General features: G+C 73.1%; 13 protein-coding genes and 1 pseudogene. 3 read left to right on the forward strand and 11 right to left on the reverse strand.

The features are described from left to right. Positions 1 to 22: 22 nt before the first annotated feature. Positions 23 to 1,174, reverse strand: coding sequence for an acyl-CoA dehydrogenase family protein (locus AQJ64_RS34800; protein ID WP_055634858.1), 1,152 nt, complete (start codon positions 1,172 to 1,174; stop codon positions 23 to 25). Between the two features lie 56 nt (positions 1,175 to 1,230). On the opposite strand from AQJ64_RS34800, the gene AQJ64_RS34805 reads away from it, so the two are divergent. Beyond that, entirely contained in the window at positions 1,231 to 1,872 is a 642-nt protein-coding gene (locus AQJ64_RS34805) for a TetR/AcrR family transcriptional regulator (protein ID WP_206189735.1), read from the forward strand. Positions 1,873 to 2,090: 218 nt separating this feature from the next. Further along, positions 2,091 to 2,643 (forward strand): annotated as a pseudogene (locus AQJ64_RS46855) (EamA family transporter); the annotation flags it as partial. A 137-nt stretch (positions 2,644 to 2,780) separates the two neighbouring features. Here the strand turns inward: AQJ64_RS46855 and AQJ64_RS34815 are convergent. From AQJ64_RS34815 to AQJ64_RS34860, 10 genes are all read right to left on the reverse strand, one after another. Next, positions 2,781 to 3,860 carry a Zn-dependent alcohol dehydrogenase gene (locus tag AQJ64_RS34815; RefSeq protein ID WP_055634837.1) on the reverse strand — a complete coding sequence of 360 codons (1,080 nt, stop codon included), beginning with the start codon at positions 3,858 to 3,860 and terminating at the stop codon, positions 2,781 to 2,783. Between the two features lie 13 nt (positions 3,861 to 3,873). Next, positions 3,874 to 5,262, reverse strand: coding sequence for an aldehyde dehydrogenase family protein (locus AQJ64_RS34820; RefSeq protein ID WP_055634836.1), 1,389 nt, complete (start codon positions 5,260 to 5,262; stop codon positions 3,874 to 3,876). Between the two features lie 107 nt (positions 5,263 to 5,369). Continuing rightward, a complete protein-coding gene (locus AQJ64_RS34825; RefSeq protein WP_059203287.1) occupies positions 5,370 to 6,164 on the reverse strand; it encodes a class F sortase in 795 nt (264 codons plus the stop codon). Next, positions 6,151 to 6,855, reverse strand: a complete 705-nt coding sequence (locus AQJ64_RS34830; protein ID WP_055635420.1) for a hypothetical protein — start codon at positions 6,853 to 6,855, stop codon at positions 6,151 to 6,153. Before AQJ64_RS34830 ends, AQJ64_RS34825 begins: the two co-directional genes overlap by 14 nt. Before the next feature lie 101 nt (positions 6,856 to 6,956). Further along, positions 6,957 to 8,198, reverse strand: coding sequence for an MFS transporter (locus tag AQJ64_RS34835; protein ID WP_055635419.1), 1,242 nt, complete (start codon positions 8,196 to 8,198; stop codon positions 6,957 to 6,959). Positions 8,199 to 8,226: 28 nt separating this feature from the next. After that, on the reverse strand, positions 8,227 to 9,609 hold the full coding sequence (locus AQJ64_RS34840; RefSeq protein WP_055635418.1) for a CitMHS family transporter: 1,383 nt from the start codon (positions 9,607 to 9,609) through the stop codon (positions 8,227 to 8,229). A gap of 124 nt (positions 9,610 to 9,733) precedes the next feature. Further along, positions 9,734 to 11,971 (reverse strand): molybdopterin oxidoreductase family protein, encoded by a 2,238-nt coding sequence (locus tag AQJ64_RS34845; protein ID WP_055635417.1) that lies wholly within the window; start codon positions 11,969 to 11,971, stop codon positions 9,734 to 9,736. A gap of 81 nt (positions 11,972 to 12,052) precedes the next feature. Continuing rightward, entirely contained in the window at positions 12,053 to 12,295 is a 243-nt protein-coding gene (locus tag AQJ64_RS34850; protein WP_055635416.1) for a hypothetical protein, read from the reverse strand. 120 nt (positions 12,296 to 12,415) lie between these two features. Beyond that, on the reverse strand, positions 12,416 to 13,033 hold the full coding sequence (locus tag AQJ64_RS34855) for a TetR/AcrR family transcriptional regulator (RefSeq protein ID WP_055635415.1): 618 nt from the start codon (positions 13,031 to 13,033) through the stop codon (positions 12,416 to 12,418). Positions 13,034 to 13,131: 98 nt separating this feature from the next. Next, positions 13,132 to 13,656, reverse strand: coding sequence for a hypothetical protein (locus AQJ64_RS34860; RefSeq protein ID WP_055635414.1), 525 nt, complete (start codon positions 13,654 to 13,656; stop codon positions 13,132 to 13,134). Between the two features lie 176 nt (positions 13,657 to 13,832). Between AQJ64_RS34860 and hmgA the strand changes: the two genes are divergently transcribed. Next, positions 13,833 to 15,161: a homogentisate 1,2-dioxygenase gene (gene hmgA, locus AQJ64_RS34865; RefSeq protein ID WP_055635413.1), complete on the forward strand. Its 1,329-nt coding sequence runs from the start codon at positions 13,833 to 13,835 to the stop codon at positions 15,159 to 15,161. Positions 15,162 to 15,171: the final 10 nt, after the last annotated feature.

Here is a 15,171-nt window from a genome sequence, read left to right on the forward strand (position 1 = left end):
GTGCAGGTACTCAGAGGGATACTCAGAACGCCGACACGCCCGTCAGCGCCCGCCCGATGACCAGCTTCTGGATCTGGCTGGTGCCCTCGTACAGGGTCATCACGCGGGCGTCGCGCAGCAGCTTGCCCGCCGGGTACTCGTCGATGTAGCCGTAGCCGCCGAAGACCTGGAGGGCGTTGTTCGCGGCGCGGACGGCGGCCTCCGAGGCGAAGAGCTTGGCCTTGGAGGACTCGACGGCGAACGGCAGCCCGCGGTCGATCAGATCGGCGACCCGCCAGGTCAGCAGCCGGGCCGCGTCGACGTCCACCGCGATGTCGCTGATCAGCTCCTGGATCAGCTGATGGTGGGCGATGCTCTTGCCGAACTGCTCGCGCTCGCCCGCGTACCGCACGGCCGCGTCCAGGGCGGCCTGGGCGATGCCGACACAGCCCGCCGCGACCGACATCCGGCCCTTGGCGAGGGCGGACATGGCGACCGAGAAGCCCTTGCCCTCCACGCCGAGCAGGGCGGACGCGGGCACCCGGACGTCCTGAAGGGCCAGTTCGGCGGTGGCCTGGCCGCGCAGACCGAGCTTGCCGTGGACGGTACGGCGGGTGAGACCGGGGGTGTCGGTGGGGACCAGGAAGGCGGAGACGCCCCGGTGGCCGGGGGCGTCGGTGGAGCGGGCGAACAGCAGGACGACGTCGGCCCAGGTGCCGTTGGTGATGAACATCTTGCTGCCGTTGATCACAAACTCGTCGCCCTCCCGGACCGCCCGGGTGGCGAGGTTGCCGGCGTCGGAGCCGGTGCCGGGCTCGGTGAGGCCGAAGCAGCCGACGAGCGCGCCGGAGGTCAGTCCGGGCAGCCAGCGCCGCCTCTGCTCCTCGCTCCCCCAGGACGCGACGGTCTTCGCGACCAGCCCGAGCGACACGGAGACGATCCCGCGCACGGACGAGTCACCGCGCCCCAGTTCCTCCGTGACCAGGCAGTACGCGAGATGGTCGCCGCCGGATCCGCCGTACTCCTCGTCGATCGTCAGACCCAGGAAGCCGACCTCGCCGAGCTTCTTCACGATGCCCCGGTCCACCTCCTCGGCACGGTCCCAGGCGACGGCGTTCGGGGTGATCTCGCGCTCGACGAAGTCCCGGGCCAGCCGCCGTACGGCCTCCTGCTCGTCACTGAGCCCCAGATGCACCACGAGATCACCCCAGCTGTAAATTAGCACTGCTAGTTTCTTTCGGCAGCCCTACTATGTGCGCCATGGCCCGACCGCGCAAGCCCCTTCTCAGCACCGACCGGATCGTCGAGACCGCACGGATGCTGGTGGACACGGAGGGCCTGGCGGCCGTCTCCACGCGCCGGCTCGCCGCCGAACTGGGGGTCAGCGGGCCCTCGCTCTACAACCACTTCCGCACCAAGGACGAGATCCTGGAGGCCGTCGCCGACTCGGTGAGCGCCCAGATCGACCTCACGATGTTCGAGGACGGCCGCGAGTGGCGGACCGCGCTGCACGACTGGGCGGTCTCCTACCGCGCCGCCCTGCGCGACCACCCGAACATCGTCCCGGTCCTCGCCCAGGGCCCCGGCCGCCGCCCGGCCGGACTCCGGGTCGCCGACGCCGTCTACGGCGCGATGGTCGCGGCCGGCTGGCCCCCCGCCCAGGCGACCTCCATCGGCGCCCTGATGCGCTACTTCATCATGGGCTCCGCACTGGGTTCGTTCGCCGGCGGCTTCGTCGACGACGCGAGCGCGTACGACCCCGCCGACTATCCGCACCTCGGTCAGGCGCACCTCCTCGCCGAGCAGCAGGAGAAGATCGACGAGCGGGCGTTCGACACAGGCCTGACGGCCCTGCTGGACGGCCTGGCGGTACAACACGGGCAACTGTCCTGACCCGGAGCGGCGCGGGGCCGACCGCGCCGGCGGCCCTCCGGTGCGAGCGGATCGGCTCCGAGCGGGCGGTCCGGTGGACCACGGAGGGCGAGCGCGCCCCGGCCGAGCTGCTGGGCATCCGGCAGGACGCGCCGCGCTGAGCAGCACGTGCGCCCGAACCTCCCCGTCCGAATGCCGCGAGCTCCGTCCCCCTTGGCGTCTCTGGCCTCGGGAGCACGATGAACACCGCACGTCGTCCGGAGCTGCTCGCCGCGGGCGGGGCCGGCTTCACCGTGGTGGCCTGGGCCTCCGCCTTCGTGGCGATCCGCAGTGCCGGGGGCGCGTACTCCCCGGGCGCGCTGGGCCGGCTGCCGGCCGGGGCGTGCCGTACGGCGTGAGGGGTGGCCGGGGATCACGGTCTCGGGCCTGCTCTGGTTCGGCGTGGACATGATGGTCCTGAACTGGGGCGAGCAGCAGGTGGACGCGGGGACGGCGGCCCTGGTCGTGAACATCGGCCCGCCGCTCACCGCGCTGCTGGGCGCCCGGCTGCTCGCCGGACGCCCTGCCGCCGGGGCTGGCGGCCGGGATGGCGGTGTCCTTCGCCGGGCGGTGACCGTCGGGCTGTCGATGTCGGGCGGGGTGGTGGCGCAGAAGCCGGCGCTCGGGCACGCGAGCGCGCTTCAGGTGACGGCGTCCGGGTGCGCGGTGGGGGCGGTGCTGTGTCTGCCGTTCGCCGGGCAGCCGGTCCGGGAGGCCGCGGACGCCCCGCTGTCCGCGACCCTCGACATGGTCTGACTGGGTGTCGTCCCGACCGCGCCGGCCTTCTGTGTCTGGCGGGTGTGGCGCTGTGTCTGGCGGGTGTGGCGCTGTCGCGTGCGAAGGGACGGCAGGGGAGGGGGAGGAGCCGGCAGAGGGCTGGGGCCGTCCCCCTAGAAGACCACCAGGGCCCGGCCGCCCTTGCCCGCGAGCATGTTCTCGAAGGCTGCCGGGATGCCGTCGAGGGCGATGTGTTCGGTGACCAGCGCGGAGAGGTCGAGGCGGCCCGCGCGGACGTGGCCGGCGAGCACCGGCAGGTCCTCGGCCGGGTTCGCGTTGCCGTAGACGCAGCCGGACAGGGTCCTGCCCCAGTGGAAGAGTTCCAGGGCGTTGAAGGTGACGTGCTGGTCCTTGCCGCCGATGCCGACGACCGTGGTGCGGCCGCCGCGCCGGGTGGACTCCCACGCCGTACGGATGGTGACGGCGCGGCCCACGCACTCCACGGCCACGTCGACGCCCTGCTTGCCGGTGAGGCCGCGGATCTCGCGAGCCGTCCGTTCGGAGGCGACCACGTACTCGGTGGCGCCGGCCGCCCGTGCCAGTTCCTCCTTCTCCGGGGAGACGTCCACGGCGACGATCGTGGAGGCGCCGGCGATCCGGGCGGCCTGGAGGGTGGCCAGGCCCACCCCGCCCGCCCCGAAGACGGCGACGGTCTCGCCGGGGCGGACGCGCGCGGAGTGGTGGACGGCGCCGTATCCGGTGAGGACCGCGCAGCCGAGGAGGGCCGCCTCGGTGAGCGGGACGCCGTCGGGCAGCGGCAGGACGCAGGAGGCGCTGACGACGGTCTCCTCGGCGAACGCGGCGACGTTCAGGCCGGGGTGGAGGTCGGTGCCGTCGGCGGTGCGGGCGTACACCTCGGCGGAGCCGCCCAGGGCGTTGGCGCACAGCCAGACCTCGCCCAGTCCACAGGCATGGCAACTCCCGCAGGACGGGGCCCAGTTGAGGACGACCCGGTCGCCGGGCGCCACCTGGGCGACCCCTTCGCCCACGGACACGACCGTGCCCGCGCCCTCATGGCCGAGGACCGCGGGGACGGGCACCCGCATGGTGCCGTCGGACAGGGACAGATCGGAGTGGCAGACCCCGGCGGCGGCGAGCCGCACCCGGACCTGGCCGGGGCCGGGGTCCGGGAGGTCGATGTCGGTGATCTCCAGGGGGGCACCCACGGCGGGGAGTACGGCGGCGCGGACCATGGCGGCGACCTCCTCAGAACTGAAGGGACTTGGTCTGGAGGTACTCGGCGAGACCGTGCGCGCCGAGTTCCCGCCCGACGCCCGACTGCTTGTAACCGCCGAACGGGGCGAGGGGGTTGAAGCGGCCGCCGTTGATGTCGACCTGGCCGGTGTCCATGCGCCGGGCGAAGGCGACCGCCTCGGCCTCGTCCGCCGCCCAGACCGCGCCGGCCAGGCCGTAGACCGTGCCGTTGGCGATCCGCAGGGCGTCCTCCTCGTCCTCGTAGCGCAGGACCGACAGGACCGGGCCGAAGATCTCCTCCTGGGCGACGGTCATCTCGGGCGTGACGTCGGCGAAGACGGTCGGTGCGACGAAGTAGCCGCGCTCGCGGGGGGACTTTGGCCCTCCCGCGACCAGCCTGGCGCCCTCGGCGAGGCCCTTCTCGATGTAACTCCGCACCCGCTCCTGCTGCTTGGCGTTCACCAGCGGGCCGATGCGGTCGCCGTACTTGGCGGCGGCGGTCGCGGCCAGCTCGACGGCCTCGTCGTAGCGGTCGCGGTGGACCAGCATGCGGGTCCAGGCGCTGCACGTCTGGCCGGAGTTGGACATCACGTTGGCGACGCCGGCATGGACCGCCCTGGCGAGGTCGGCGCTCGGCAGGATGACGTTGGCGGACTTGCCGCCGAGTTCCAGGGCCACCTTCTTGATCGCGGCGCCGGCCGTGGCGGCGATCCGCCGGCCGACGGCCGTGGAGCCGGTGAAGGAGACCAGGTCGACGCCGGGGTGCTCGGCGAGGGCCTGGCCCGCGACCGGGCCGAGGCCGGTGACCAGGTTGAACACCCCGGCCGGGACCCGGGCCTCGTGGACGGCCTCGGCGAAGAGCTGGGCGGTGAGCGGGGTGTCCTCGGCGGGCTTGAGGACCACCGTGCAGCCGGCGGCCAGGGCCGGGGCGACCTTGGCGACGATCTGGTGCAGCGGGTAGTTCCAGGGCGTGATGGCGGCGACCACGCCGATCGGCTCGTGCAGGACGGTGGAGTTGCCGACCTTCTCCTCGAAGGAGTGCGTGGCGGCGAGTTCGGCGTAGGAGCCCGCGACCGTGATCGGCAGGCCGGCGTGGACCGCCTGGGAGAAGGCGGGCGGTGAGCCGAGTTCGGCGGTGACGGTCTCGGCGATCTCGTCCTTGCGGCGCGCCAGGACGTCCCGGAGCGCGGTCAGCCGGGCGGCGCGCTCGGCGGGCGGGGTGGCCGCCCAGCCGGGGAGCGCGGCGCGGGCGGCCCGTACGGCGGCGTCGACGTCCTCGGCGTCACCGGCCGGGACCCGGGCGATCACCTGCTCGTCGGCCGGGTCGACGACCTCGATCACGTCCCGGCCCGCGGCGGGGCGCCACGCGCCGTCGAGATAGATGCCGTCGTGTGCCTTCATCGCGTTCCTTCCGGCGGTGGTGGTCGTCCGCGCCCCAAACTAGCGTCGTTAGTTTTCCGGCACCAGGGGCCGCCGGGGCGACTGCGCCACCCCACGTCCGGTTCAGGTCAGCGGGGGCGGGGGTCCGGTTCGCGTACGCGGATGAAGTGGGCGAAGACGACGAGGTTGCCGTCGTAGCCGGTCCTGCGGTGGAAGATGCCGCCGCAGGTGATCAGCCGCAGCTCGGGGCGGCCGCGGTCGCCGTACACCTCCCCGTTGGGGAAGTGCGCCTTCTCGTACTTGCGCAGGGCGTCGACGGCGTAGACGGCGGTACGGCCGTCGGCCCGGCGGACCTCGATCAGCTTGTCCCGCCTCAGCTCCGACAGGCCCCCGAAGACGGCCGGACCGCTGTCGGTGTCGAGGTGCCCGACGGCGACGGCGGTCCCCCGCCCGCCCGGCCCCGGACCGTCCGCGTACCAGCCGACACGGTGGGCGTCGTTCTCGGCGGGCGCGGGCAGCCGGCGCCGGTCGTCGAGCCGGAGATCCATGACCGGGGCGTCCACGCTGAGGTAGGGGATGAGGAGGCGGACGGCCCGGGAGTACGGGAGGGGTGGCGGGGCGGCCGCCGGGCGGGACACGCGGGGTCCGCCGGGGGAAGGCGTGCCCCGGGGGCGGGAGTCGCCGTCCTGGGGGTGCGGCGCGGCCAGTGGGCCCCGGCCGTCGGCGGGGTCGCCGGGTGCCGCTCCGGCGACCCGGGCGGAGCCCCCCGGGCCGGCCGCCGCCGCGCCCGGGGGTTCCTCGTCCTGGGTCCAGTGCACGCATCCCGTGACCAGGGTGGCGGTCAGTACGACCGTCCGGGTCAGGCGGTAGGCGCGCGTCCGGTACCAGGGCCTGCGCCTGCGCCTCCTTCTACGCGGCGCCATGCGGACGGCGACGGAGCCGGAACCAGACCACTCCGCCGACCGCGGCCACGCCTACCGCCGCCGCACCGGCCACCGGCCCGAAGGCGGCATCCCGGGCGAGCCCGCCGCCACCGGCGGGGGGACCGCCGTGGGGGCCGCCGGGGTAGCCGTGCGGGCCACTGGGATGGCCGGTGGGGTACCCGGTGGCGGACTCGCTCGGGCTGGTGCTGGGGCTGGCGCTCGGGCTGCCGCTCGGGCTGGTGCTGGTGCTCGGGCTGGTGCTCGGACTCGGCGAACCGGACGCGCAGTCGACCCAGAAGACCTTGCTCTTGCCCGCGCCGTCACCGTCGGCCGTCGTGAAGGTGAGCTTGTAGTGCCCGTTGGGGAGGGAGATGTCCTCGCTCCGGCCCGCCCCCGTGGCGTCGAGGGTGATCTCGCCGGTGGCGCCGTCGGGTCCGGAGGACGGCGGCTGGGTCACGATGGTCCAGGAGGCGTTCTCGTTCGGGTCGAAGTTGAAGGCGTCGATGTAGAAGAGACAGACGTGGGGGTCGTTCGCCGGCACCTCGACACCGGTCTCGGCGTCGTGGATCTTGACGTCTCCGTTGGCGGCGGCGAAGGCGTGCCCCCCGGCCAGGGTGCTCCCCGCGACGGTGAGGGCCGCGAGGGCGGCGATACGGGCGCCGGCGCGGCGGGGGCGGGGCGTGACGTGCATGCGGGCTCCTCCGAGTCAGATGATTTTCATACAAATCGCTCTTCATCTGACTCTTTGTCACATGCGCGCACCGAACGACGGGAGCCTCGCCCTGCGCCCCGTCAGCTGTCCCTCTTCCGGCCCACCGCCGACCCGGAGCGGCGTGGCCCGGCGACCGCCTCCCGCGGCTCGGCCGGCTTCGCCGGGGAGCGCAGGGCCACCCCCGAGGACAGCAACAGCAGCGCGCCCAGCATCACGAAGGGCGCCGCCACCCCCGCGACCCCGGCGACCAGCCCCGCCGTGGCGGGCGCGGCGACCTGGCCGAGGCGGTTGCCGGTGAGCCGCAGCGCGAGGGCCGTGGAGCGGGCGCCGTCGGGCGCGGCCTGCACGACCGTCGTCATGGACAGCGGCTGCCCGACCCCGAGACAGAAGCCGAGGACGGCGAGGATCACGCCCAGCGCCCGGACCGGCACCGGCAGCGCGATCCCCGCGCACAGCAGCGCCGCCAGCAGACAGGTCACGGCGAGCAGCGGCGTCCGGCCGAGCAGCCGCAGCAGCGGGGTGAGCACGAGCCGGCAGGCGATGGTGGCCGCCGCCCGGACGCTGAGCAGGACGCCGATCACCGAGGGCGCGATGCCCCGGTGCTCACCGACCACCGGGAGGTAGGCGGTGAGGATGTCGGTCGCCGAGAGCACGGCGAGGCTGACGAAGATGCCGGCCGGAACGCCCCGGGCGCGCAGGATGCGGCCGACGGGCACTCGGTCACCGCCTGCCGTACGGGACGTGGACGCCGTATCGCGGTCTTCGATCCGCCAGAGGGACGTGAACGCCACCGCGCAGCCCGCACCCGCGACGAGCAGGGCGAGCGCGCTGCCGCCCGCCATGTCGTCGCCGCCGATCAGGGCGCCCGCCGCGACCGGGCCGACCAGCTGGCCGAGGGAGGCGCCGATCGTGAAGTGGCCGAAGTTGCGGTCCTGTTCGTCCGGGGCGGACTGGCGGGCGACGAGCGACTGGGAGCCGATGACGAAGCACAGGTGACCGAGGCCCATCACCCCGCTCCACAGGGCCATCGCCCACAGGGAGCCCGCGAGGCCGCTCAGGGCGCAGCCGCCGGAGATGAGGACCACGCCCACCGGCAGCAGCGGGGCGCACCGCCCGTGGTCCGTGCGGCGGCCGAGCGGTACGGCGGCGAAGAGCGGCAACAGCGCGTAGACGCCCGCGATGACGCCGACGGCCCGTTCGTCGGCGCCCAGCGCGAGGGCCCGGTAGGAGACGGCGGGCCGGGCCATCGACACCGCCCCCTGCGCGAAGGAGAAGGCGATGACGAGCCGGAGCAGCCAGCCGCGGTTCCTGCCGGGCCTCACGAAGTCCTCCAGGTACTCGGGGAGCGGGTCAGACGATGCCGAACAGCAGGCCCGCGCCGAGGATCACCAGACAGGTGAGGGCGGCCCACTTGACCACGAAGCGGGTGTGGTCGCCGAACTCGACCTTCGCCATGCCGACCAGGACGTAGACGGCCGGGACGAGCGGGCTCGACATGTGCAGGGGCTGGCCGACGAGCGAGGCGCGGGCCATCTCCAGCGGCGTGACCCCGTGCGCGGCACCGGCCTCGGCGAGGACCGGCAGGACGCCGAAGTAGAAGCCGTCGTTGGACATGAAGTAGGTGAGCGGGAGGCTCAGCAGGCCGGTGACGAGGGCCATGTGCGGGCCCATGCCGGAGGGGATGACGTCGACCATCCACCGGGCCATGTGGTCGACCATACCGGTGCCCTGGAGGACGCCGGTGAAGACGGCGGCGGCGAAGACCATGCCGGAGACGTTGAGGACGTTGTCGGCGTGGGCGGCGAGCCGGGCCCTCTGGTCCGGGATGTGCGGGAAGTTGACGGTGAGCGCGGCCGCGGCGCCGAGCAGGAACAGCACCGGGATCGGCAGCCACTCCATGATCATGGCGGTGAGCAGGGTGACCGTGAGCAGCGCGTTGAACCAGTACAGCCCGGGGCGCAGGGTGGCCCGGTGCGGGTCGAGGCCCTGGAAGCCCTCGTCCTGCGGCTCCTCGGGCAGGGACGGGCTGCCGCCGGCCGTGGTGGCCTTCGCGCCGGTGCCCGCGCCGACCAGCACCGTCTCGGCCTCCTGGGGCTCCAGCGCCTCGTCCAGCGTCAGCACGCCGAGCCGCTTGCGCTCGCGGCGGCCGAGGACGTACGCGAGGACGAAGACGAAGAGGAGGCCCACGGCCAGCGCCGGGATCATCGGCACGAAGATGTCGCTCGCGTCGAGCTTCAGCGCGGTCGCGGCGCGGGCGGTCGGGCCGCCCCAGGGCAGCGTGTTCATCACGCCGTTGGCCATGGCGGCCACACCGGTCATCACGACCAGGCTCATCTTCAGGCGCTTGTACAGCGGGTACATCGCCGAGACGGTGATCATGAAGGTGGTGGAGCCGTCGCCGTCGAGGGAGACGATCGCGGCGAGCAGTGCCGTGCCGACGACGATGCGCAGCGGGTCGGCCTTGCAGAACCTCAGGATGCCCCGGACGATCGGGTCGAAGAGGCCGACATCGATCATCACACCGAAGTAGACGATCGCGAACATGAGCATCGCCGCCGTCGGGGCGAGGCTGCCGACGCCTTCGATGACGTAGTCACCGAGCTTGGCGCCCTTTCCGACGAAGACGCAGAACAGCGCCGGGATCAGCACGAGCGCCGCGATCGGCGACATCTTCTTCATCATGATCAGGACCAGGAAGGTCGCGATCATGGCGAAGCCGAGGATGGTCAACATGAATGGATACCTAACGTTCGCCCTTGAACATCCCACCTGGGGGTCGGCGGTGCGTTGACGTTAGGCCCGTTCAATCGGCGTTAACAAGGAGTTGACGTGCGAGCAATAAGCGCAATATTCCAGGTCACGGCGTTGTGACGAGCGCGGCGACCTCGACGGGCACGCCGTTGAGGACCGCGTTGCCCGACAGCGGGTCCAGCAGGCTGCCGTCGAGGAGCTGGTTGACGTTGACGCCGGGATTCGTCGCGGCGTGGCTGAGCCGGGTGCCGGGCCGGTCGTGGCCCCAGCCGTGCGGCAGGCTCACCACGCCCCGGCGCACGCCCTCGGTGACCTCGGCCGGGGCGGTCACCTCTCCCCCGGCGCCCTTCACCCGCACCGGCGCCCCGTCCCGTACGCCCAGCCGCTCGGCGTCCTCGGGGTGGATGTGCAGGGTGCAGCGGTTGGTGCCGCCGGTGAGAGCCGGGACGTTGTGCATCCAGCTGTTGTTGGAACGCAGATGGCGGCGGCCGACGAGGAGGAGTCCGTCGGGCCGCTCGCGCAGGGCGGCGCCGAGCCGGGGGAGGTCGTCGGCGATCGGCCGGGGCAGCAGCTCGATCCGGCCGCTCCTGGTCCGCAGGGCCTGCGGCAGGCGCGGGCGCAGCGGGCCGAGGTCGATGCCGTGCGGGTGCTCCAGGAGGCGGGCGAAGGTCAGTCCGTCGGGGTCGGCGCCGAAGCCGTCGCCGTAGGGGCCGAGGCGGAGCATCAGGTCGAGCCGGCGTTCGGGGCCGCTCTCGCCGGTGAGTTGCGCGGCGAGCTCCCGCGGGTCACGGCCGTGCACGGGCGAGTGGGCCTCCTCGACGGCCTTGCCGAGGGTCTGGCCGATGACCAGGTCGTCCACGGCGGACGGGTCGGCGCCGTGCATTCCGGTGGCGGCCAGGACCAGCCGGGAGAGGATCTCGCTCTCGGCCATCCGGCCGGGCTCCAGCGGGACGGCCGGGGGCGAGTAGCGGACCTGGTTGCGCACGGCGAGGGCGTTCAGCGCGAAGTCGTGGTGCGGGCTCTGGGAGGGCGGGGGCGGCGGCAGCACGACGTCGGCGTGGCGCGAGGTCTCGTTGAGGTACGGGTCGACGCTGACCATGAAGTCGAGCGCGCCGAGCGCCTTGTCGAGGCGGTCCCCGTCCGGGGCGGACAGCACCGGGTTGGCGGCCACCGCGATGAGCGCGCGGATCGGCTCGCCCTCCTCGGTCGCGGTGTCGATCTCCTCGGCGAGCGCGGAGAGGGGCAGCTCGCCCTTCGCCTCGGGGTACCGGCTGACGCGGGAGTGCCACCGGCCGAGCCGGAAGCCGCGGCCGGGTCCGGCCGGGCGGGTCCGGTCGGTGGCGGCCAGCGGGAAGAGGGCTCCGCCGGGGCGGTCGAGGTTGCCGGTGAGGATGTTGAGGACGTCCACGAGCCAGCTGCCGAGGGTGCCGAAGGGGACCGTGCAGCTGCCGATGCGGCCGTAGACGGAGGCGGTGGGGGCGGCGGCGAGCTCCCGGGCGAGGGTCCGGATGACCCCGGCCTCGACGTCACAGGCGGGGGCGACCGCCTCGGGGGTGAACTCCCTTACGGCCTCCCGGACTTCGCTGACCCCTTCGACGTGCGGGGCCGACTCCCCGAGGTCCACGAGGTCTTCCTCGAAGAGCACGTAGGTCATCGCCGCGAGCAGGAGGGCGTCGGTGCCGGGCCTGATCTCGAGGTGCCGGTCGGCGAGCTTGGCGGTGCGGGTGCGGCGCGGGTCGATGACGGTGAGGGTGCCGCCGCGGGCCTTGAGTGCCTTGAGCCTGCCGGGGAAGTCGGGGGCGGTGCACAGACTCCCGTTGGACTCCAGGGGGTTGGCGCCGATGAGGAGGAGATGGTCGGTGCGGTCGAGGTCGGGCACGGGGATGGCGAGGGCGTCGCCGTAGAGCAGTCCGCTGGAGACGTGCTTGGGCATCTGGTCGACCGTGGAGGCGGTGAACAGGCTGCGGGTGCCGAGCCTGGCGAGCAGCACGGCCGGGTAGAGGGCGCCGGCCACGGTGTGGACGTTGGGGTTGCCGAGGACGACCCCGACGGAGTGCGGCCCGTTCCGCTCGACCACCGGGCGGATCCCGGCGGCGACGGCGTCGAAGGCCTCCGCCCAGGTGGCCTCGCGCAGTTCGCCGTCCCGGCGCACCAGCGGGGTGCGCAGCCGGTCGGGATCCCCGTCCACGGCGCCGAAGCTGGCGCCCTTGGGGCAGATGAACCCCTTGCTGAACACATCCTCCCGGTCACCGCGGGCACCGGTGACCTCGTTCCCCTCGACGGTGAGCGTCAGCCCGCAGGTGGCCTCGCACAGGGGGCAGATTCGCAGGGCGGTGCGGGACACGGGTCCTCCAGGGGGCGACGATGCCTTCTTCCCGCCGAGCATACCGAGCGGTATGGAAGGAGGGGAGGGGGGTTCACCGACTCATCGGACGATCGCGGGGGGCGGGTCCTCAGGCCGGTCGAAGACGACCAGGCCGCCCTCGGTGGCGACCGCCAGGGTGCCGTCGGGGCCGGTGGCCAGGCCGGTCACGGCGGACGGGAGGGGGAGCCACAGGTCCGGGGAGAGCAGCTGGGTACCGAGCACCGCCAGCCCGCCGGGGTGGTCTCCGGCGACGGCGCACCGGCGGTCGGGAAGCGCGGCCGGATGGCGTGCTCCCCCACCCATCGCTGTCCGATCCGGTGGATACCGACGACCCGAGCCACAGCGCCTCCCTCCGCCCGACCCAAAGGTGCGATCACCTTGGCAACGGGTCTGCCCGGGAGGGCAGTTGTGGCGTCGCCCGGCTCAGTCCAGCACCCGCCCCAAATACGCCCGCAGCAGCTCCCGCATCTCCGCGATCACCTTCGCGTCGCCCTCCGGGTCCACGCGGAAGGCGAGCTGGACCAGGGTGTCGGCGGTTTCGACGGCGATGAGGAAGGTGCGGCGCAGATCGTCGTCGGGGGTGCGGTCGAGGTAGGCGGAGAGGAGGTCGGTGAGGCGGTCGGCGACGCGGTGGTTGGGTTCGGCCTGACGGGCGCCGACCGGGATCTGGTTGCCGAAGTCGACGAGGGAGAAGCCGGGCGCGGTGCGCTTCATGGCGAGGTACTCGTCGAGCACGGCGTCCATGGCGGCCCGCCAGTCGCCCTGCCGGGCCCCCTCCAGCCGCTCGGTGACGCGCTCGGACCAGCGCTCCAGGTTGCGCTGGGCGAGGGCGTCGGCCATCTGCCGCTTGTTGCCGAAGAAGCGGTAGACGGAGCCGATGGGCACGCCGGCGCGCTGGGCGACGGCGCGGGTGCTCAGGGCGTCGTAGCCGACCTCGTCCAGCAGGTCGGCGCAGGCGTCCAGGATCCTGGTCAGCCGTTCGGCACTGCGCCGCTGGACCGGCGCACGACGGAGCGATGTCGCTTGGGGCACGGACTTCATGATGCCTTTCCGTCGGGGCCTGGTGGAACCTCGCCCCTCGGTACGGAGAAAGGTGGCCGATGCGCTCACTGTGCGCTCACTGTGCGCTCGCCCTGCGCTCAAGGGGACTCGGAGGGGGACGGTGAGGGCTCCGAGACCGTGATGTCGGCCGTGCTCTCGACGGGCTTGCCGTCGACGGCCCAGACCGTGCCGTCGTCGGCGTACAGCCGCGCGGTGACCTGGTGGGTGCCGTGCGGGAGGTAGCCGGCCGGGATGCGGTAGGCCGGGGTGCGCAGATCGGCCACGGGCTGGCCGTCGACGGAGAGCCGGGCGGTACCGCGGCCGGTGACCGCCTTGGCCCGCGCGCCGGACGGCGAGAGGCGGAAGTCGGTCAGCCGCAGCCGGACGTCCCAGCTGCCGTCGCTGTCGGGCTGGACCTCGACGCCCACCCGGGGCGCCCCCTTCTTGTCCACCTCGCGGTAGTGGCGCCCGTCGTCGTCCGTGTCGTCCAGGACCTTGCCGACGGGTGAGGGCGACACCACGGGCCCCTGTTCCCGGGCATCACCGGACCCGCAGCCCACGGCTGCGGCCAGCGGCAGGACACAGACCGTGAGCGCGGTGACTGCTGCGCGCTTCCACGACATGCCCGGGAGATTAGAGCACCTGTCCGACACGCGGATCCCCCTGGGGTCTGGTTCTGGCCGGGCGTGATCGTCCTCGATGAGGAGGACCGGCGGACCTCTTGCGCCCGCGAAAACGCAATCCTACGGTGATGCATAGGAATCGGCCGGGCAAGGAACCGCCACGCAAGGGAGCGACGATGAGCAGCGGGGACGCACGCAAGACCGCCGAGGGACTGTCCTACCTCTCGGGGTTCGGCAACGAGCACGCCTCCGAGGCGGTGCCGGGCGCGCTCCCCGAGGGCCGCAACTCGCCGCAGCGCGCCCCGCTCGGCCTGTACGCGGAACAGCTCAGCGGTACGGCCTTCACCGAGCCGCGTGCCCGCAACCGCCGCTCCTGGCTGTACCGGATCCGCCCCTCGGCCGCGCACCCGGAATTCACCCGCGCCGGCAACGGTGAGCTGCGCACCGGACCGTTCACCGAGACGGCCGCCGACCCCAACCGGCTGCGCTGGGACCCGCTGCCCGAGCCCGCCGGGGGCACCGACTTCCTCGCCGGCCTGTGGACCCTCGGCGGCAACGGCGACGCCGCGCAGCGCACCGGCATGGCCGTGCACCTCTACCACGCGAACGCCTCCATGGACCGGGTCTTCGGCGACTCCGACGGCGAGCTGCTGATCGTGCCCGAGCGGGGCGGACTGCTGCTGCGCACCGAGTTCGGGCTGCTGCACGCCGAGCCGGGCGACGTGGCGCTGATCCCGCGCGGGGTGCGCTTCCGCGTGGAACTCCTGGACGCCACCGCGCGCGGGTACGTCTGCGAGAACTACGGCGCCCCCTTCCACCTCCCCGACCTCGGCCCGATCGGCGCCAACGGACTGGCAAACCCGCGTGACTTCCGCGCGCCCGTGGCCGCGTACGAGGACGTCGAGGGCCCGGTGGAGGTGGTCAACAAGTTCTGCGGCAACCTCTGGAGCGCGACCTACGGCCACTCGCCGCTCGATGTGGTCGCCTGGCACGGCAACCATGTCCCGTACGTCTACGACCTGCGCCGTTTCAATGTCATCGGGTCCATCTCGTACGACCATCCCGACCCGTCGATCTTCACGGTGCTGACGTCCCCGTCGGACACCCCGGGCCTGGCCGGGGTGGACTTCGTGGTGTTCGCGCCGCGCTGGCTGGTGGGCGAGGACACCTTCCGGCCGCCGTACTTCCACCGGAACGTGATGAGCGAGTACATGGGGCTGATCGAGGGCGCCTACGACGCGAAGACGGCCGGAAAAGGCGGCTTCGTGCCGGGCGGCGGCTCGCTGCACAACATGATGTCGGCGCACGGCCCCGACCGGGAGACCTTCGACCGGGCGAGCGCCGCCGAGCTGCGGCCGCAGCGGGTCGACGACGGCCTCGCGTTCATGTTCGAGACGCGGTGGCCGCTCACCCTCACCCCGCACGCGGCCGGCGCGGACCATCTGCAACAGCGGTACGACGACGTGTGGAACGGCCTCGAACGCCACTTCCGCCCCTTGCACTGACCCATGCCGA

Origin of the sequence: Streptomyces griseoruber, from assembly GCF_001514205.1 — a bacterium.
GTDB lineage: Bacteria > Actinomycetota > Actinomycetes > Streptomycetales > Streptomycetaceae > Streptomyces > Streptomyces griseoruber.

Coding starts and splice junctions, on each gene's coding strand:
- AQJ64_RS34805 (WP_206189735.1), top strand. CDS start 1,231: ATGTGCGCCATGGCCCGACCGCGCAAGCCCCTTCTCAGCACCGACCGG.
- AQJ64_RS34815 (WP_055634837.1), bottom strand. CDS start 3,860: ATGGTCCGCGCCGCCGTACTCCCCGCCGTGGGTGCCCCCCTGGAGATC.
- AQJ64_RS34820 (WP_055634836.1), bottom strand. CDS start 5,262: ATGAAGGCACACGACGGCATCTATCTCGACGGCGCGTGGCGCCCCGCC.
- AQJ64_RS34825 (WP_059203287.1), bottom strand. CDS start 6,164: ATGGCGCCGCGTAGAAGGAGGCGCAGGCGCAGGCCCTGGTACCGGACG.
- AQJ64_RS34830 (WP_055635420.1), bottom strand. CDS start 6,855: ATGCACGTCACGCCCCGCCCCCGCCGCGCCGGCGCCCGTATCGCCGCC.
- AQJ64_RS34840 (WP_055635418.1), bottom strand. CDS start 9,609: ATGTTGACCATCCTCGGCTTCGCCATGATCGCGACCTTCCTGGTCCTG.
- AQJ64_RS34850 (WP_055635416.1), bottom strand. CDS start 12,295: ATGGGTGGGGGAGCACGCCATCCGGCCGCGCTTCCCGACCGCCGGTGC.
- AQJ64_RS34855 (WP_055635415.1), bottom strand. CDS start 13,033: ATGAAGTCCGTGCCCCAAGCGACATCGCTCCGTCGTGCGCCGGTCCAG.
- AQJ64_RS34860 (WP_055635414.1), bottom strand. CDS start 13,656: ATGTCGTGGAAGCGCGCAGCAGTCACCGCGCTCACGGTCTGTGTCCTG.
- hmgA (WP_055635413.1), top strand. CDS start 13,833: ATGAGCAGCGGGGACGCACGCAAGACCGCCGAGGGACTGTCCTACCTC.